This is a genomic window from Halobacillus salinarum (assembly GCF_022919095.1).
Lineage (GTDB): Bacteria > Bacillota > Bacilli > Bacillales > Halobacillaceae > Halobacillus_B > Halobacillus_B salinarum.
Map to the genome: position 1 here is coordinate 2481247 of NZ_CP095073.1, position 18031 is coordinate 2499277.

The following is an 18031-nucleotide window of genomic DNA, read 5'->3' on the forward strand; positions in this document are numbered from 1 at the left end:
TAACTAGCAGTCGTTTGTCATAAAGAAAGCAGAGAAGGAAGGATTTTAACATGTTTGGAAACAGAAGAAAATCAGTAAGGACGTTCTTTTGGATGACCATATTCCTGGTTTTTCTAATCGCAGGTGGACTTTATATGTTGAATGAAAATGGAAATGAAAAGGAAACGGGTTCTAAAGATGTCTCTGAACCTAAAACGGAAAAAAACCATCATAAAGAATTGATAAATAAAATATTTCACTCCTCAAAAGAAGGAAAAGTAGAGTACGTTCCTTTTGTGATCGGTCAAGCAGACAAGAACGATGCTGCCTCCCAATGGGGAAAACCAGATCGAAGCAGCAGGCAGAATGAAAAAATATATGAAGATTATAACAACAAAGAAGCGACGCTCGGTTATAAGTATAATCTTCTCGTAGATATACGTTCCCATTCAAAGGACCTACATAAAATTCGTTACGAAGATCTTAAAAAGGTTAAAGGAGATCCTGATGAAGTTCATTATTATAAGGATGACACACATAATCAAATCATTCTTTACTATCAAGTTCAAGACCAGTATCAGTTAAAATGGATTCTTCCCAAACCTACTGATGCTGAATCTAACCCGCGTGTGGACCATGTTTCTCTAACCTATACAGATACAGAACATGAAGCTGATGCATTGATTTCCAAAATGAGTCTTGAAGAAAAAATCGGACAAATGATTATTGCAGGCACAGATGGTACATCCATTCAGCCAATGACCAGAAAATTGGTCGACCAGTACAAAGTTGGAGGCTTGATTTTTTATTCCGTAAATTTAACCTCTCCTTCTCAAACAGTCAAGCTGTTAAACCAAATGAAAGAAAGCAATAAACCGAATCGTTTTCCGCTTCTTTTAAGTACTGATCAAGAAGGAGGCAGAGTAACTAGGCTGCCGGGTAATTTAGTTCACGTCCCGACCAATCAAAAGATCGGAAATCTCAATAACCCTTCCTACTCGAAGAAGGTGGGGCAAGCCTTAGGTAAGGAAATGAAAGCCTATGGGTTCAATTTGGACTATGCCCCTGTTCTTGATGTGAACAGCAACCCTGATAATCCAGTTATTGGAGACCGTTCTTTTGGAGATGATCCTCAATTGGTAGCGAAGCTTGGGACTGCTACTATGGAAGGACTGCAGACACAAAACATCATTCCTGTTATTAAACATTTTCCTGGTCACGGAGATACTTCAGTCGATTCCCATCTGGAGCTTCCTAAGGTAAATAAAACTTTAACGCAATTACAACAGCTAGAACTGATTCCTTTTAAGCAAGCAGTAAACCAAGGAGCAGATGTAGTGATGGTCGCTCACATCCTGATTCCGGAACTGGATGGCAGCTACCCTTCATCTATGTCGAAAAACATGATTACTGGGATATTGCGGGACAACCTTGGTTATAACGGAGTGATTATGACAGATGATATGACAATGAAAGCTATCACCAATCATTATCATTTAAAAGAAGCTGCCATTCAGTCGATTCGCGCAGGAAACGATATCATCTTGATTGCCCATGGTCCCCAAAACGCCATTGATTCGATAGAAGCTATAAAAAGAGCTGTTAAACAAGGGGATCTATCCGAAGAGCGGATTAACCAAAGTGTAAAAAGAATCATTCAATTAAAGATGAAATATGGATTGACTGACGAAAAATCGGATCAATTCAACCTTTCAGACCTTAACCAGTCGCTCAGAAGCCTGCTTCAATCATCTCAATGATACACAAATCCCCTCGTGAACATCAGTTCACGAGGGCTTTTTTACATCCCTGTTTTTCGAACTGCTTCAGGAGTTCTCCTCAGTCTCATTTCCAATTGCTCCAGAGACTTTCCTTTCGTTTCAGGAACAAATTTCCACACAAAAACGGCAGACAAGATACTCATCAATCCATAAAAAGAGTAGGTTAATCCTCCGCTGAATTCCATCATCATCGGATAAGTAGAGGAGATGAAATAATTGGCTGCCCATTGTGCAGCCACGGCGAGGGCAACTGCCTGACCTCTGATTTTATTAGGAAAGATCTCTGAGATTAATACCCAGACAATAGGACCCCAGGACATCATAAATGAGGCAGTATAAACAATGATAAATATCAATGTAGCAATTCCAATGGCATTCGAAAATGCCATTCCTGCCACGCCGAACATTCCAATCGTCATCCCAATAGATCCTGTAATTAATAAAGGTTTCCGACCTAATTTATCAACGGTTACAATCGCAGCAACTGTAAAGACCACGTTAACAAGACCCATGATGATGGTTTGTACCATAGAAGCATCCCGGCCGGCGCCTAAGCTCTCAAATATACGCGGTGCATAGTATAAAGCTACGTTTATTCCAACAAACTGCTGGAAAATGGAGAGCACGATTCCCACAAACACAATCGTTTTTCCAAAAGCAAACAGCTTAGCTTTCTGCTGGTCAAAGGACTGGTTAATTTCAAATAAAGTAGCTTTAGCCATCGTTTGATCGTAAATTTTGTTAAGAATTTTAAAAGCATCGTTCTTTTTTCCTTTAGAAGCAAGATACCTGGGGGTTTCTGGTACCGTAAACAACAGCAGTAAGAACAAGACTGCTGGTATTCCTTCGGAAGCAAACATATAGCGCCATCCCAGATCGTTCAGCCATTCTGTCGTCTGTCCTTGACCAATTCCCCAGTTTACAAAATATACGACCAGCATTCCAAATATAATTGCAAATTGGTTTAACGAAACCAATGTTCCCCGCACGTGCGGAGGAGCGATTTCCCCTATGTACATCGGGGACACAGCAGAAGCAAGACCGACTCCAATTCCTCCGATAATTCTGTAAAAATTAAACATGAACAGTAAACGATACGTAGCTTCATCCGCATTAGGAAAGAACAAGAACTCTGGATAAGCCGAACCGAGAGCAGAAATTAAAAAGAGACCTGCTGAGAGAATCAATGTATATTTTCGACCGATTCTTGTTGAAAAATAGCCGGAGACGAGCCCTCCTATAATACATCCAATTAACGCACTGGATACAGTCAAACCATGTGCGAGAGAACTAAGATGAAGATGATCAGCGAAATAAACCTGGAGGGAGCCTTCAGCTCCGGAAATAACAGCTGTATCATACCCAAACAATAGCCCTCCAAGTGTCGCGACGAGTGTAATCAATACAATGTATACTTTACTTTTCATAGTGTGTTGAGCAGTGTATCTTGGACTGCTCTTCCTCCTTCCCTGCAACTGTAATCGTTTTCAAACATATTCTATCAACCGCTCGTTTGTTTGTACAGTGAATAAACAAAGATAGTTCTATCGTTTCATATAGAGAGCTGGGGATTGGAATACTAGCGATCTAGGACTTTCATCTATTTCTTCAGTCAATAATATAGCTATTGAAAAAGATAAAGAAATTGCTCATGAGGAGGTGTTTAAGTATAATTGATAATGAATTTCAATGTAGAAAGTAGGTTGGCCGATTGTTTTCACGTTTCTTTTCTTACTATAAACCTTACAAATGGTTATTTTTATTAGATTTTACATGTGCCGTATTCGTAGGGGCACTGGAGCTGGCATTTCCACTAGCCGTGAACCAGGTCATAGATAAACTGCTCCCTCAAGGGAACTGGTCTATTATCACACTGGCTTGCCTTGGGTTATTACTCATTTATCTACTTAACACTTTTTTACATTACATTGTGACGTACTGGGGCCATATGCTGGGGATCAATATTGAGACGGATATGAGACAAAAATTGTTTACCCATATGCAGAAACTTCCATTTACTTATTATGATAATAATAAAACAGGTCACAGCATTTCCCGTTTAACTAAAGATCTAGAGGAAATAGGCGAAGTGGCCCACCACGGTCCCGAAGATGTATTTGTAGCTGTCATGACTCTTGTTGGGTCGTTCAGTCTAATGGTAATGATCAATTGGAAATTGGCCGTGCTGTCATTTATCGTTATTCCTCTCCTCATTATTTGTGCGATTTATTTTAATAAAAAGATGACCTACACGTTCCGAAAAATGTTTCAAAGTGTCGCTGAGATTAACTCCCGCGTGGAAGACAGCATCGGTGGAATTCGAGTTGTGCAAGCCTTTGCCAATGAAAAATACGAGCAGAAAAAATTTCACTCGAACAATAACAACTATCGATCCACAAAACTTCAATCCTACAAGATCATGGCTCAGAATGTCATGGCTAATTATGTACTCATGCGTCTCGTCACGCTGTTCACCTTGTTATTTGGTACATACTTTGTACTTTCCGGGGAGCTGACCTATGGAGAGTTCGTCGCATTTATTTTACTGTCTAATGTATTAATCGGTCCGATTCAAAAAATAAATGCCGTCATTGAAAGTTACCCAAAGGGAATTGCCGGCTTCAAAAGATATACAGAAATCATTGATACTGAACCTGAGATTAAGGATTCATCCGAAGCCAGAGATGTTGTATTACAAGGCACCATTCAATATTCTAATGTTACTTTTGGATATGAGGGGTTGGAAAATGTCTTTGAAAGGACAAATTTACACATTCAGGCTGGAGAGACAGTAGCATTTGTCGGACCGTCAGGAGCAGGAAAAACGACTCTTTGCAGCCTGCTTCCCCGTTTTTATGATGTAAAAGAAGGGACGATTACGATAGATGGAGTCGATATAAAAGACATTACATTAGATTCTCTTCGTGGTCAGATCGGTATTGTCCAGCAAGATGTCTTCCTTTTCTCAGGAACAATCAGAGAGAATATTGCTTATGGGGATCTATCTGCAAGCGATGAAGATATTATAGAAGCGGCACAAAAAGCTAGGCTCGATGGCTTTATCGAGAGCCAGCCGGAAGGATTATATACGATTATTGGGGAAAGAGGGGTTAAACTCTCAGGCGGACAAAAGCAGAGACTAGCAATTGCACGCATGTTTTTGAAAAATCCTCCGATCCTTATTTTAGATGAAGCGACTTCAGCGCTTGATACGGAGACGGAAGCAGCCATCCAGAAGTCTTTAGAAGATTTAACCATTGGTCGCACTACCCTTGTAATTGCTCATAGACTGGCTACAATTAAAAATGCAGACCGGATCATGGTCGTGACAAAAGAAGGGATTGCCGAGCAGGGGAGCCACCAGGAGTTGATTAAGTCCCAGGGAATTTACAGTAAGCTGCACCGGGCTCAATTCGGTTGAACCTGGCCTTTATATGAATTAAAAATTGAAGCTTTTAGAAAACACAATCACGAGTTCATAACTTTCATCAACTTCCCTGTATTTTCAATGCTGTTACAGTTGAACACCCCCAAAGCAAACTTCGGTGCTCTTATAGAGGGCCCGAGCCAGAAACAAATGGTTCCTCAAGTTTCTCCCAATAAAAACGTGGCTTTATAGAAGTCTTAACTGAAAATTTGCCTGCCAGCTTACAGAACTCTTAGGAGTTGTTCTGTAAGCTTTTTATTTCTCATCATTAAGCTGAAGAATTTGGAATAACTATGGATAGCACCAGTAGAATCAAAAAATTCTAAAAAAATGAAACTTTCGTCATACTGGCGCGTATTTAGAGAAAAGGATTACCTCTCAAGCTGTCAACATAGGATTTTAGAGACTTTGTTTTTAAATTCGATTAGAGGAATGGAGGAATTTCTCTAATTCAAATGGAACACTTTTTTATTATGGGGGGAAGAACAATGATTGATGTAATGAAAGTAAGTAAAAGTTACGGACAGCTCGAAGCATTAGCAGATGTTAGTTTTCATATTCCAAAAGGAACTTCATTTGGGCTGGTAGGACCAAATGGTGCAGGAAAGTCGACAATCATGAAAATCCTTTCCGGCGTACTATTAGATTTTGATGGAGAGATAGTGATCAATAATCAATCAGTAACAAAGGAAAGATTGAATACAAAAAAACTGATTGGTTATATTCCACAGGAAGTTTGTCTTGAAGAGACACTGACCGCAAAAGACAATCTAATATTGTTTGGAAACCTGTATGGATTATCCGGAAAACAACTGCATCATCGAATAGAAATCGTACTGAAACAGATTGGCCTGCATGAACGTGCCAAAGATAAAGTAACCACATTCTCTGGAGGCATGAAACGACGACTGAATATTGGATGTGCTTTACTCCATGAGCCAACCGTTGTCGTTATGGACGAACCGACGGTAGGGATCGATCCTCAGTCAAGAAACTCAATCTTTTCTATAGTGAATCAATTAAAAGAGTCAGGCAGCACAATTATTTATTCCAGCCATTACATGGAAGAAGTCGAGCAGCTTTGTGATAGTGTCGCGTTAATTGACAAGGGAACGCTAATTGAATTTGGAAGGATGGCCGAAGTTCTTGAGCGTCATTCTAAACCTTGTATTTTTGTGGCAGGGGATGATATATCGAAGGATGATTTAGCTGGCATGGAGGCAGAAGAGAAAGGAAATGGATACTTAGTTTACACGGATCAGCCACTTTTTTCATTAGAAAAACTGATTAAAGAATTTAACACTAGAGAAAAGCAACCTCATCGATTGGAACTTTATCAACCGAAGCTGGAGGATATTTTCTTTAACTTAACCGGAACACAGCTCAGGGATCAATAAAGGGGGAGAAGCTTATGTGGGCCATTGCACGGACCGAATTAAAAAAAACGCTGCAGGATAAAGGACTATGGTTTTGGACGTTTATTTTGCCTATTATCTTTATTGTTGGATTTGTTGCCATATTTTCCGGCACAGAAGATGTAGAATTTAAAGAGTTAGTCACGCAAATCATTCCGGGTTACACGGTTATGTTCAGCTTTTACATAATGATTTCCATAGTTATCGCCTTTGTAAAAGATCGTGATAGAGGTATGGTAGCCCGGATTGCAAGTACGCCGCTTTCGATTAGAGACTATTTTATAGGTAAATGGATTCCGTTCATGGTGATCGTTCTGTTACAAATTGCCGTTTTATTTACGTTTGGTGTGATTGTATACGACCTTCCTTTGGGAGATCCTTTAGCTTTAGTAATCCTGTCTTTCATTCTTGCATTTCTTACTACCGGTTGGGGGATGGCAATGGCAGTTCTCGTAAAAACAGAGAATATGGGGCTTGCGCTTACCCAGGTCATTGCTCTTGGAGGTGCACTGCTCGGAGGTCTATGGATGCCGGTGGAAGTAATGCCTGATGTTATGCAGACGATCAGCCGGTTTCTACCTCAATACTGGGCATTAGAGGGCTATAAGGAAATCATGCTTAATGGAGGGGGAATAGGAGATATTTGGCTTTCTCTCTTCATCCTGCTGATTGCAGGGGCAGCTGGCGGTATTCTTGCTATGCTTGCTTATCCTCATTATTTAAAGCAATCGAGAAGTTAAGCATTCATATTGACAAAAACTGTCCCAAAGAGGGCAGTTTTTTTATGCAGAGAAGAGAAGTTTACATATTCTTTACCTTATTTAATCCTAACTTGACATGCATTTTATAATCATCATTTATGCTGTATGTAAAGACAGCAGGAGGGGTATAGTGACTTCCTATCTGGAAAAACGTAAAGTCATTCATGCACTGCGTTCTTCGTGAATTCTGCTGATTACCTTTCTAATTTCAGGAAACAACTTGTTCAAAATTAAACATGAGCTGCTGACCATTTAACTCATCCAAGACTTTTTCATTCATTCTAAACACTACGCGGCACATTGCTTTCATTAGCAGCTTATTCAGATTTAATGACACCCTATCAGAAAGGATGGTTGCTTGATGGATCGTACTTTAATAAAAAATTTTTATTTGATCAGGGAATTACTCGGATACCAGCTATTATTTTTCTTTATTACCCTTGGCATCATGTATGATCAAATGCTGTTCATCATTATTGGCGGGTTATCGATCCAGGCAGTACGCGTATTTATTACTAATGATCCTATGCAAAAAGCAGGAGTCCCCTTTAAGTAAGCTGCTGAAATTTTCAGCAGCTTTTTTATGTGCCCAATACACTTTTACCTAGTTTGCATAAAGTGGTATTGGATAGCTAGAAGGGAGGTTTTTGTGTAATGGCGCAATTGCCTAAATTGTTTGATGATGCTTTTTATGATTTTGTCAGATCGATTGATTCCTATTTTGAGAAATCAATTAAACAATTGAACCGCTTCTTTGAAGATCATACTTTCCCTGTAGATATGTACGAAACGGAAACTGAATTGGTCATAGAGGCAAAACTTCCGGATTATGAAAAGGAGCAAATTCATGTCAGCTTTCTTGGGACAGGGTGCGGATTATTGTAGAAGATTCTAAAATAACCGAATACGTGAATGAAAGCAGCAGCACATCTAATAAACAACAATCGCTGCAGAGGATGGAAAGATTTATTACGCTGCCTTTTATTATTTCAGAATCGAAAACTCACGTATCCTATACGAATGGTGTATTAAGAATCGTTACACCTAACCATCATCCTCGTGGACGCTATATTGAATAAAGGCAAAAAAAGAAAGGGCATAAAGATACACCCTTTCTTTTTTATTTTATTGCTACAAGTTAACTCCGCTCATATCAGGGTAACGAGCCCCGGATGCAACATTTTTTGGAGAAACCTGATCAATTCGCTCCAAGTCCTCCTTAGTCAGAGTGACATTTAAGGAACTTATATTTTCCTTTAAATAGCTTCTTCGTTTTGTACCGGGTATGGGGACGATGTCATCTCCTTGAGCGAGCAGCCAAGCGATGGCTAACTGAGAGGGATGACAATCTTTCTCTTCAGCTAATTTTTCAATATCTTCTACAAGGTTTAAGTTTTTTTGAAAGTTTTCTCCCTGAAAACGAGGAGAGTGTCTTCTGAAATCATCTTCGGCTAAATCCTCAAACTTTTTGATTTGACCAGTTAGAAAACCTCGTCCAAGCGGACTGTAAGGCACAAAACCAATGCCAAGTTCTCTGCATGCCGGCAGAATTTCTTCTTCCACATCTCTGCTCCATAAGGAATATTCCGTTTGAAGCGCAGTAATTGGATGTTCCTTGTGTGCCTTTCGTACTGTATCTGCAGCAGCTTCTGACATGCCTAAGTAACGGACTTTTCCTTCTTTCACCAGATCTGCCATCGCCCCAATCGTTTCTTCTATCGGTACATCTGGATCCACCCGGTGCTGATAGTATAAATCAATATGGTCGACACCCAACCGCTTTAAACTATTATCACAAGATTGTTTAACATAATCCGGCCTGCCGTTCACGCCTAGAAAAGAACCGTCTTCACTCCGTACATTTCCAAACTTGGTCGCTAGCACCACCTGGTTGCGGCGGTGTCTAATCGCCCTGCCAACCAATTTCTCGTTGTCACCGATGCCATACATATCAGCCGTATCCAGGAAAGTAACTCCTAGTTCCAGTGCATAATCAATTGTTTTCAAAGATTCCTCATCATCTCTCCCACTGTAAAAATCAGACATTCCCATACAGCCTAACCCTATTGACGACACTTCAAGACCTTGTTGTCCCAACTTTCTTTTTTGCACGCTTTCACATCCTTGTTCAATAGAATAGCCGTGACGAACTTTCCATTTCTTACAAGTAAAGTGTACCTAATTAAGTTAGAATCTTCTAACAATATGCTGTAAGACTCTAAATAAGATTCTTCCACAGATGGAGCAGAATTACGAAAACTTCCATTTGAAGAGGCTCTATAAGCAGAGGCTCTCTTTTTTTGGAAGGAGCTATATAATAAACGGGAAGAAGAAAAAATGTTTGGTAAACTTTCTTTTAAGGAAAGGGAATCCAATAAATATGATTTTCTTAGGAGTGATTGTAGTATGGATGGTCCAGGTTTATTACTTATCATTGTTCTTGGTGTAGCATTTATCATTATAGCAACAGCGAAGTTTAATCTTCACCCTTTTTTATCGCTGCTTATCGCTTCATTCGCAATAGGGATTGTAGCTGGTCTTCCTTTAAACGATGTAGTGAAAGCGGTTAATTCAGGTTTCGGAGATTTAATGGGTGGCATTGGCTTAGTCATCGTTTTTGGAACCATTATTGGCGTTATTCTCGAGAAGTCCGGTGCGGCTTTGCGCATGGCTGAAGTTGTGTTAAGAATAGTTGGAGAGAAACGGCCGCAGCTTGCCATGAGTGTCATCGGGAGCATCGTCAGCATCCCTGTGTTCTGCGACTCGGGATATGTCATATTGTCTTCCTTAAAAAAAGCAATCGCAAAAAGAGCGAAAGTTACGATTGCATCAATGGCGATTGCTTTGTCCACAGGTCTCTTTGCCACGCACACACTCGTTCCGCCAACACCGGGACCTATTGCAGCAGCAGGAAATATTGGTGCTGAAAATTACTTAGGTACAGTCATCCTGTTTGGCTTCATCGTATCCATACCGGCAATTATCGTAGGTTATATTTGGGCCATAAAAGCGGGGAAACATATTCATATTGACGAAGAAAACGAAGAAGAAGGAGATTATGAGGAAGTAATCAGTCAATTCGGAGAAATGCCTTCTACCGTTAAATCATTTGCGCCGATTCTCACTCCAATACTGCTAATCGGTTTTAGTTCTATCATTAATTTTGCAGGTTGGTCGGGTGCCGTGTTTACATTATTTCAATTCCTTGGTTCACCTGTCGTTGCGCTGTTAACAGGGGTGCTGTTTTCTTTATTACTCCTGCCTAAATTTGATGAAGAAACATTAAATAACTGGATAGGTGTCGGATTAAAGGATGCAGCTCCGATCTTATTGATCACGGGTGCAGGTGGTGCTTTTGGTTCGGTAATAAGTGCCACACCAGTAGCTGAGCTCATTAAAAGCATTTCAAACAACGATTTCGTTACAGGATCCCTGTTTATCTTTATTCCCTTTATCATTGCTGCAGCATTAAAGAGCGCTCAAGGATCTTCAACCGCTGCTATTGTAATCACGTCCACATTGATTGCTCCATTACTCTCTCAAGTAGGTATTGATGGAGCCGTACCTCTTGCATTAGTAGTCATGTCTGTTGGGGCAGGAGCAATGGTCGTTTCTCATGTGAACGACAGTTACTTCTGGGTGGTGAAGGAATTCAGCGGCTTATCCATTACTCAAGCTTACAAAGCACAAACAGTGGGTACTCTTCTGCAGGGAATAACAGCCATCATTATTACTGCGGCATTATGGTACATTTTCGTATAACGGTGAATAGAACGGGTTTGGTTGGCCAAATCCGTTCTTTTTTAATTCCATTTCTTCATTAATAAAGGTGTAGGGCAAAACTTTCTAATCAGGTCATTCGTCTATGTAGTAACTTCAATATCAACCTTACTAACGTACGACAAAGAAGGTAAGGGGAGGAGGTAACTATCTCAGGAGTCTGCAAAAAAGAAATAATACAAAATAATTACAAAAAAGTTACAAAAATACGTTTTATTGTAATGTTTCTGGGTAATAAGAAACATGTGAAAACTATTAGGAGGTTTTTATGTTTAGAAAATTGTCAGCAGTACTTATCGCATGTGTAGTGTTTACAACGTTACATACCTCAGTTTTTGCAGAAAATCATGGAGAACCCCCGGTGACAGATTTGGAGCAGAAGTTCAAGGACTTAGTGAAGCTGGAATATGGGGATCATTATCAAGTGAAGAAATATGATTCTATCGAGAGAATCGAGGAAGAGTTTAAGAGCATCATGGTCTGGCCCCTGGCAGATTATTATGTAGATAAAATCTTTTATGAAAAAGAGAGGAAGTTATATTTAAGAGCAATTGATGGACCGTTTCTACATGATATTGATAGGAGCAAGGATTATCAGCTGGAAAAAATAAATGACGGCCACTATAAGCTGACTCAGGAACAGGATTCTGGAGTCACCTTGACGATTGACTACAGCTATGAAGCAGGGAAATGGGTTTTCTCAAACCGGATGAATATTATTGGCTCGAATGAGGGAGGAGAACTTCCCGATACAGCCACTTCACTGCCGCTGGCTATGGCTATTGGCGGAGTACTCATGGCGGGAGGATTGGTTCTGTTAGCTTTAAGCAGAAGGCAAACTATTAAAAAATGCTAGATTTTTATTAAATACTTATGAGCAAGCTTATGTAAAAAATAAGCTTGCTCATATAAGTTTCAGAAACCTTTATTAAGATCTTTTAACTTGGCGGGGTATAAAGACTTCCATAACCATCTACATTCACATACCCTGTTAAATTTAGAGTGTAAGTTTCATAATTAGAAACGTAAACTGTTCCCTCATCCACTCTTTCTCCAGGAGGGTCTTCTGTTGGAGCGATCCTTCCTTCAGCGACAACATTGCCATCGCCATCAGTAATACTCCAGGATAATATTCGAGGAACTACGCTTGCTCCCGTATTGTTTTTAACATAATATTCAATTTTACCTTCTGTGACATAAATAGGGTCTGTATACACGACCTTATCATTTTCAGAGAGTATTACGTTTTCGTAATTACTATAAGCTGCTTTGACTATTCCTGAATAACTGAATGCAAAAGCCAATGCTAAAGCTAAACTAAGGGGTATTTTTCTAACCATTGATTCACACCTTTCGTTTTTATTTTCTGGATTACTTAAAGCGCTTACATAATCCATATCCTAAAAGATTAATAATGAAACACGAGAGAAACCTGGATTAATCATCTGATAAAAGAAATCTTTATTCATCCTTTTATTAAAAGGCAATTTATAAAATTTTATTTTATTGAAAATTCTTCTTTTCTCAGCAGGTCCTCAGGAGTTTTACCAATCGAACTGTGATGGAAATAATCCCTGATCTTACCGTCTGTTAAGTAGTTGGTCAGGGCAACCATCGACATCCCTTGGTCGAGTGCTAGATAAGCTTGTGTAACTTCTCCTGTTTTAACATTGACTGAATCGTGGTAGCCATATTCTCCGTAAGTACCTAACGCCCTTAAGACAAATAAATTCTTAAATGCCTGAAACGGAGCATATTCCATTGCTAAGAAGGTGGCATGAGGAGTTACGATTCCATTTGATTCGTATCCGTCCATTCCTAAAGGTGCGGCCCCTAATGCTGAATATCCGTCCGGGGTTGCTGTAGGCGAAAGTCCCCATGCTGGATAACCCTGCTCTTTAGCATATTCAATCTGGAGGTCAACATAGCGGTCATTATTCAAGCCAAGTCCGTCTTTACCTAATTCTTTCTCTTTCAATACCAGTCCTGGCATGAGAGCTTCAAACATGCTTCCACCCCAGCTAGGTACAAATTTTTTCCCCTTATAGCTGTAATGGCCTTCAAAAACCTCAACACCATCATACGTTTTCGTTACTCCTTCCGGCTGTTGGGACTGCCAATCCCAGCTCTCCGGCATAGTACGGTACATTTTCCACCAGTGTTCTTTCGGGACGTCCCCTTTCCCGATGGCAATATAACTCGCTACCCGCGGTTCCGTGTAGAAAGCTCCGTAGTGATGTTCTGTAACACTGCCTTTTTCTACGTCATAACCTCCATACATCTGACCGACTTCAGGGTCATAGAGCTTGCTGTAATCCATTGCCTCAACCAGCTGATCCGTCTTGTTAGAAAGGCTTGGATAGGCTTCGCCTGCGACAATTAACCCTGCAGATAACCAGCCGTTATCAACGGTAGAAATAAACTGTCCCCAATCTGTCTTTAATGAAGCATCATCCGTGTAGTACCAGTTGTAAAATAAGCCATTCCACTTTTTCATGTCTTCTAACGTACTAAGGGTTGTATCAATTCTAGATACAGCTTCCTTTTTACTTATTTGGCCTAATGTTTCAGCTGAAACCGTACTCATAAGATACATCCCAATATTGGTAGGGGAGGTGTATTTCTTTCCATTCCAGCTGCCATTTTCTTTTCTTACCTCATCGTAGGTGAGACCAGTTTCTTCGTCGGTGAAATCTTCAAAATACTTGTAGGTCTTTTTTGAAATCGCTTTCAAATGTTTAGAAAAAATAAATTCCTTCTTATGACTTGAGGAGTGGGCAGAGGAAACGGAAGGAAGACTAAAGCTAATCATGAATACTAAAGCAGCCAGCAGACAGACAATTTTCTTAATCATTCACACTTCCTTTCTAATAGTAGTGAAACGTTTCAATAAAAGTGTACTAAAAATAGTAGAGAGCGTAAACATATTAATCAGAAAATTGCCAAAATGATAACAATAGTCTACATTTTATGAGGGTTAATGTATTAAATAAGACAATAGTGCTAGGGAGAAACGTTTCTATAAACTTGATCTTTTCTAATCCATTTAAGTGAACGTAATGAAAGAAAAGGAATATAGGAAAGAAGGAATGATCGAACAATCAGATCACCAGGGGAGGCCGCTAATTGAACCATTCCTTCCTTCTATGATGTAAGTATACCAGAACGTTTGTTCTTATATAAGGGGTTTTATGAAATCTTAAGAAATTATCCATCTTGTAATAAAGTAAGTATTGCTCAAAATTTATTTGTTTCATTGCCTGAAAATATTCATTAATGAATCCTTAATAATTCTATTTATATTGAATTATTAATTCTAATTTTATAGAATAAATATAAGGAGGAGATCTAATGGATGTTTATTCTATGAAAACAAAAGAAAGAGAAACCTACCATATAGAACTGAAAAGTTCTCTCTTGTGGGAGGCTGCCCTTGGAATAGCAGCGTTTACCAATGAGAGGCTTATTGAAACGCTTGATTTGGAAAAAAAGGAACGAAAGAAAATAAAAGATTCTTTATCCCAGTCTTTGAAAGAAAAATTAGATGAGGTAAAATCAACCAACACATGGAAAGCTATACTCCAATTATTACATCAAGAAGACTTTTCCGACCTGTCTGCGTTTCAAGCCTACGTGAAAAATCTTCCATCAGAAGAGTTTAAAAGGATAGCCATTCCTCATTTGGGTCGAGATCAAGAAGGATTGATTTCAGAGATGCTCGACGGATCAAAAGAGGCACTGAGAAAGCTGCAGGAATCAACAAAAAACAATTCATTCCTGCCTTCATACTTCTCTTTTATTTTCAATGCTGATTTGGTTCAGGTAAAGAAGCATATTGTTGAAGTGATGAGTGAGTGGTATGAACAAGTGATTTCACCTGAAAAAGAAAGCTTGCAATCGATATTAGCCAGAGATTTAGCCGCGAAAAAAAGAATGCTTGAAAAGCTGCAGCCGGAAGCTTTTGTTCACTGGGCTACTGGAGGGATGGATTACAAGCCTGAGCCTGGAGTCTATTCGGTCATCATGATCCCGCAATATATCTACCGCCCTTGGAATGTGGAAGCTGATTTAGAAGGTGCCAAAGTTATTTATTATCCAGTTGCAAATGAAAGCATTACTCCTGATAACAAATATGTTCCCAATCAAATGCTCATACAACGGTACAAAGCTTTGGGAGATCAAAACCGATTAAAGATCTTAAAAATGCTCACTGAAAAAGAACGTACTTTACATGAACTAACCGAAGAATTACTGCTGGGAAAAACTACCGTCCACCATCATTTAAAACTTCTAAAATCAGCACGATTAGTATTCATAGAATCAAACCAGTACGTAGTAAATGCCAGAAACATAACCTCTTTACCTGAAGAACTTAAACAGTTTTTAGAACAAGAGTGAGGGCAGTTATATGGAAGATCAAGTAAGACAAAACAAGGAAGCTCCAGACTTTAAAAGAAACGTTCAAGTGTTTCGGTTTATAGGTGGAAATCTAGTTTCATTTTTTGGGGATCAAATCTATTTTATAGCTCTTCCGTTAATTATTTTAGCTATTACTAACTCTCCCCTCAGCATGGGGATCGCTGCCGCAGTAGAGAAGCTGGCCGTACTGCTTCAGCCCTTGGCAGGGGAGTTGGCAGACCGCTTATCTCGTAAATGGTTATTATTGTTTTGTGATTTTGGAAGATTCATCGTAATGGGAGTGATGGGGTTTCTTCATATCATTGGAAATCTCACCTTGTGGGAAATTTACACAGGGGCATTTGTATTTGGAGTATTGACCCAGATTTATAACACCTGCCAGTTTGCTTCGATCCCGGCACTTGTCCAAGAGAAAGATTTACAATTAGCAAATTCTATAAATTCAGGAATTTTTCAAACAGCAGTGTTCATTGGGCCAGGTGTAGGCGGGCTGTTGATTAGTTTATTCAACCCTGGTGTTGGTTTAATCTTGAACAGCCTCACATTTCTTTTTGGTTTTGTGATGGTGCTGAGTTTACGGCTGGAGTCTCAGGTGCGTTTGAAGGAGAAGGAAGGACGCAGCATACTTGATGGAATCCAAGAAGGATTTCAGTTTGTCCTAACGCAGAAACCGATATTAGTTACCAACCTTGCGATGTTGATTTCGGTATTTGGAACTACCTTGTTTTTAACCATGCTTGTCGTACATTTAAAAGCAGCTGCTGAGCTTACCGCTATTCAAATAGGCTGGGTATTATCCATAGGCGGAGCTGCCTCTATTATCGGCTCACTATCCACTTCAAAACTCAAAAAGCATTTTTCATATAGAAAAATTCTTTTTACAGCAGGATTCACTGGAGGGCTTTCCATTGTTTTGTTTGGAATGTCCGAGCATTTATTAACTCTTGCCGTAATGAATGCAGTGGGGCAGCTGCGGCATCAATCATGAGCCCTTGCATCATCACGCTTAGGCATCAATTAAGTCCGTCACATTTGCTTGGAAGAGTACAGGCGACAAGCCGATTTATGACATGGCTGCTCATGCCTGCAGCTTCTTTAACTGCAGGACTGTTAGCAGATCAGTTCACTACTTCAACTGCCATTGGTATTGGAGGAATTATTGCTGCAGGAGCCTCATTCTTTTATCTCCATCCGTCACTTCATATGAAATAGAAGAGTGGAGGAGGTACTTCTGCTGCTATACATAACAATAGGTTGTTAGCCTTCAGCATTCTGCGCTTTTAAACGACGTTCCGTAATAAAACCTGCCGCTAATCCTATCGCAAATGGAAAAATGGCCATATCTGCATCGACAATAAACCCTTTTTCTAAAGGTTCATTAAAATCGATGTTCAATCTCAGAAAAGAAAAATCGAAAACATTGCCGACCAAGTAAAGCAGTGCCATTGTTCCAATAGATACTGACAAAGGGATCCATATGAGTTTGTCTCTCATTGAATGTACTCCTTTTGATAAATATTTTTATGATCAAGCTTCGTCATTTTTTAACTTTCATATGAATACACACGTTAATTTTATCATGAATTATATTAGATTGGAATTTTTTAACACTGAAAATAAATTCGGATAAGACCAGGGTATTTTTGCATGAAAAAGTTCGGTGCTGGTAAGGAGGCCGGCACCGAACAACAGAATGAGAACTTGGTATTAAATAGAGGAAGGCACCTGAATAATGAGAACAAAAAAGAGAAGATCCGTTCTTGTTATTTGCTTCGTTCCAAAAAACGGATGTTGTTCTCTTTACCGAGGATTACTTGATCAGCTGAGTTCACAAACAGCCCCGTTTCCACAACCCCGGCGAGGCTAGTTAATTGCTCGTGTAAGGAAGCAGGGTGGGTAATCGTTGGAAAGTCGCAATCTAAAATGTAGTTGCCATTATCTGAGATGAAAGGATGTGAACCTTCTAATCTTAAAGAACATTCTGCTCCTACTCTCGTTATTTTCCGGCAGGTCACTTCCCAGCCGAAACGAATGACTTCAATTGGGAGCGGCCGATTTCCAAGCCCTTTCACAAGTTTGGATTCATCTCCTATAATAATCACATGCTTTGAAGCTTCAATCACAATTTTTTCACGCACGAGAGAACCGCCGCCTCCTTTTATGAGGTTTAGGTAGTCATCCACTTCATCAGCGCCATCGATGGCTAAATCAAGTTCCTGGATGTCGTGAAAACTCGTTAACGGAATGCCGAATTTATCCGCGAGCTTTTCTGTTTTTACAGAAGAAGGGACACCTTTAACCTTCAGTCCTTTGCTTACTCTTTTCCCTAGATTTTCTAATAGCCAGTAAACGGTCGAGCCAGAGCCTAAACCAATCGTCATTCCGTCCTCAATATAAGAGAGCGCTTCTTCTGCCGCCGATTGTTTACCAGACTCTAATGGATCTTGCTCTGTCACATTATCTCCTCAC

18 protein-coding genes are annotated in these 18031 nt (G+C 39.7%); 12 read left to right on the forward strand and 6 right to left on the reverse strand.

What is annotated here, in order from left to right:
* The first annotated feature begins 134 nt into the window (after positions 1-134).
* On the forward strand, positions 135-1739 hold the full coding sequence (gene nagZ / locus MUN89_RS12785; RefSeq protein ID WP_244708197.1) for a beta-N-acetylhexosaminidase: 1605 nt from the start codon (positions 135-137) through the stop codon (positions 1737-1739).
* Positions 1740-1780: 41 nt separating this feature from the next.
* Here the strand turns inward: nagZ and xylE are convergent, their stop codons facing one another.
* Positions 1781-3187 (reverse strand): D-xylose transporter XylE, encoded by a 1407-nt coding sequence (xylE, locus tag MUN89_RS12790; protein ID WP_244708198.1) that lies wholly within the window; start codon positions 3185-3187, stop codon positions 1781-1783.
* Positions 3188-3471: 284 nt separating this feature from the next.
* Here xylE and MUN89_RS12795 point away from each other — a divergent pair, with 284 nt between their 5' ends.
* The 6 genes from MUN89_RS12795 (at position 3472) to MUN89_RS12820 (ending at position 8442) form a co-directional block, all read left to right on the forward strand.
* Positions 3472-5181 carry an ABC transporter ATP-binding protein gene (locus tag MUN89_RS12795; protein WP_244708199.1) on the forward strand — a complete coding sequence of 570 codons (1710 nt, stop codon included), beginning with the start codon at positions 3472-3474 and terminating at the stop codon, positions 5179-5181.
* 494 nt (positions 5182-5675) lie between these two features.
* A complete protein-coding gene (locus MUN89_RS12800) occupies positions 5676-6584 on the forward strand; it encodes an ABC transporter ATP-binding protein (RefSeq protein ID WP_244708200.1) in 909 nt (302 codons plus the stop codon).
* Positions 6585-6598: 14 nt separating this feature from the next.
* Positions 6599-7342 carry an ABC transporter permease gene (locus MUN89_RS12805; RefSeq protein WP_244708201.1) on the forward strand — a complete coding sequence of 248 codons (744 nt, stop codon included), beginning with the start codon at positions 6599-6601 and terminating at the stop codon, positions 7340-7342.
* A gap of 382 nt (positions 7343-7724) precedes the next feature.
* A complete protein-coding gene (locus MUN89_RS12810; RefSeq protein WP_244708202.1) occupies positions 7725-7919 on the forward strand; it encodes a hypothetical protein in 195 nt (64 codons plus the stop codon).
* A 98-nt stretch (positions 7920-8017) separates the two neighbouring features.
* Positions 8018-8248: an Hsp20/alpha crystallin family protein gene (locus tag MUN89_RS12815; RefSeq protein WP_244708203.1), complete on the forward strand. Its 231-nt coding sequence runs from the start codon at positions 8018-8020 to the stop codon at positions 8246-8248.
* Positions 8233-8442 (forward strand): hypothetical protein, encoded by a 210-nt coding sequence (locus MUN89_RS12820; protein WP_244708204.1) that lies wholly within the window; start codon positions 8233-8235, stop codon positions 8440-8442. Before MUN89_RS12815 ends, MUN89_RS12820 begins: the two co-directional genes overlap by 16 nt.
* 52 nt (positions 8443-8494) lie before the next feature.
* Here the strand turns inward: MUN89_RS12820 and MUN89_RS12825 are convergent, their stop codons facing one another.
* Complete coding sequence (locus tag MUN89_RS12825) at positions 8495-9475, reverse strand: aldo/keto reductase (protein ID WP_244708205.1); 981 nt, start codon at positions 9473-9475, stop codon at positions 8495-8497.
* 294 nt (positions 9476-9769) lie between these two features.
* Between MUN89_RS12825 and MUN89_RS12830 the strand changes: the two genes are divergently transcribed.
* Both MUN89_RS12830 and MUN89_RS12835 read left to right on the forward strand, forming a co-directional pair.
* A complete protein-coding gene (locus MUN89_RS12830) occupies positions 9770-11125 on the forward strand; it encodes a GntP family permease (RefSeq protein ID WP_244708206.1) in 1356 nt (451 codons plus the stop codon).
* A gap of 286 nt (positions 11126-11411) precedes the next feature.
* Positions 11412-11999 carry an LPXTG cell wall anchor domain-containing protein gene (locus MUN89_RS12835; protein ID WP_244708207.1) on the forward strand — a complete coding sequence of 196 codons (588 nt, stop codon included), beginning with the start codon at positions 11412-11414 and terminating at the stop codon, positions 11997-11999.
* 82 nt (positions 12000-12081) lie between these two features.
* Here MUN89_RS12835 and MUN89_RS12840 read toward each other — a convergent pair whose 3' ends face one another.
* Together MUN89_RS12840 and MUN89_RS12845 are read right to left on the reverse strand one after the other, a co-directional pair.
* The gene (locus MUN89_RS12840; RefSeq protein WP_244708208.1) at positions 12082-12483 is read right to left on the reverse strand and encodes a hypothetical protein; all 402 of its coding nucleotides are present in this window, start codon (positions 12481-12483) and stop codon (positions 12082-12084) included.
* A gap of 158 nt (positions 12484-12641) precedes the next feature.
* Entirely contained in the window at positions 12642-13997 is a 1356-nt protein-coding gene (locus tag MUN89_RS12845; RefSeq protein WP_244708209.1) for a glucoamylase family protein, read from the reverse strand.
* Between the two features lie 497 nt (positions 13998-14494).
* Here MUN89_RS12845 and MUN89_RS12850 point away from each other — a divergent pair, with 497 nt between their 5' ends.
* Genes MUN89_RS12850 through MUN89_RS12860 form a run of 3 tightly spaced genes read left to right on the forward strand, consistent with a single transcriptional unit; the run spans position 14495 to position 16774 of the window.
* Complete coding sequence (locus tag MUN89_RS12850) at positions 14495-15541, forward strand: ArsR family transcriptional regulator (RefSeq protein ID WP_244708210.1); 1047 nt, start codon at positions 14495-14497, stop codon at positions 15539-15541.
* Between the two features lie 10 nt (positions 15542-15551).
* Complete coding sequence (locus MUN89_RS12855; RefSeq protein WP_244708211.1) at positions 15552-16550, forward strand: MFS transporter; 999 nt, start codon at positions 15552-15554, stop codon at positions 16548-16550.
* The gene (locus tag MUN89_RS12860; RefSeq protein WP_244708212.1) at positions 16547-16774 is read left to right on the forward strand and encodes a hypothetical protein; all 228 of its coding nucleotides are present in this window, start codon (positions 16547-16549) and stop codon (positions 16772-16774) included. Before MUN89_RS12855 ends, MUN89_RS12860 begins: the two co-directional genes overlap by 4 nt.
* A gap of 45 nt (positions 16775-16819) precedes the next feature.
* On the opposite strand, the gene MUN89_RS12865 is transcribed toward MUN89_RS12860, so the two are convergent.
* Both MUN89_RS12865 and rpiA read right to left on the reverse strand, forming a co-directional pair.
* On the reverse strand, positions 16820-17056 hold the full coding sequence (locus MUN89_RS12865; protein WP_244708213.1) for a hypothetical protein: 237 nt from the start codon (positions 17054-17056) through the stop codon (positions 16820-16822).
* Positions 17057-17325: 269 nt separating this feature from the next.
* Positions 17326-18018 carry a ribose-5-phosphate isomerase RpiA gene (gene rpiA / locus MUN89_RS12870; protein WP_256463986.1) on the reverse strand — a complete coding sequence of 231 codons (693 nt, stop codon included), beginning with the start codon at positions 18016-18018 and terminating at the stop codon, positions 17326-17328.
* Positions 18019-18031 lie beyond the last annotated feature (13 nt).

Coding starts and splice junctions, on each gene's coding strand:
- nagZ (WP_244708197.1), top strand. CDS start 135: ATGTTGAATGAAAATGGAAATGAAAAGGAAACGGGTTCTAAAGATGTC.
- xylE (WP_244708198.1), bottom strand. CDS start 3,187: ATGAAAAGTAAAGTATACATTGTATTGATTACACTCGTCGCGACACTT.
- MUN89_RS12800 (WP_244708200.1), top strand. CDS start 5,676: ATGATTGATGTAATGAAAGTAAGTAAAAGTTACGGACAGCTCGAAGCA.
- MUN89_RS12805 (WP_244708201.1), top strand. CDS start 6,599: ATGTGGGCCATTGCACGGACCGAATTAAAAAAAACGCTGCAGGATAAA.
- MUN89_RS12810 (WP_244708202.1), top strand. CDS start 7,725: ATGGATCGTACTTTAATAAAAAATTTTTATTTGATCAGGGAATTACTC.
- MUN89_RS12815 (WP_244708203.1), top strand. CDS start 8,018: ATGGCGCAATTGCCTAAATTGTTTGATGATGCTTTTTATGATTTTGTC.
- MUN89_RS12830 (WP_244708206.1), top strand. CDS start 9,770: ATGGATGGTCCAGGTTTATTACTTATCATTGTTCTTGGTGTAGCATTT.
- MUN89_RS12835 (WP_244708207.1), top strand. CDS start 11,412: ATGTTTAGAAAATTGTCAGCAGTACTTATCGCATGTGTAGTGTTTACA.
- MUN89_RS12840 (WP_244708208.1), bottom strand. CDS start 12,483: ATGGTTAGAAAAATACCCCTTAGTTTAGCTTTAGCATTGGCTTTTGCA.
- MUN89_RS12845 (WP_244708209.1), bottom strand. CDS start 13,997: ATGATTAAGAAAATTGTCTGTCTGCTGGCTGCTTTAGTATTCATGATT.
- MUN89_RS12850 (WP_244708210.1), top strand. CDS start 14,495: ATGGATGTTTATTCTATGAAAACAAAAGAAAGAGAAACCTACCATATA.
- MUN89_RS12855 (WP_244708211.1), top strand. CDS start 15,552: ATGGAAGATCAAGTAAGACAAAACAAGGAAGCTCCAGACTTTAAAAGA.
- MUN89_RS12860 (WP_244708212.1), top strand. CDS start 16,547: ATGAGCCCTTGCATCATCACGCTTAGGCATCAATTAAGTCCGTCACAT.
- MUN89_RS12865 (WP_244708213.1), bottom strand. CDS start 17,056: ATGAGAGACAAACTCATATGGATCCCTTTGTCAGTATCTATTGGAACA.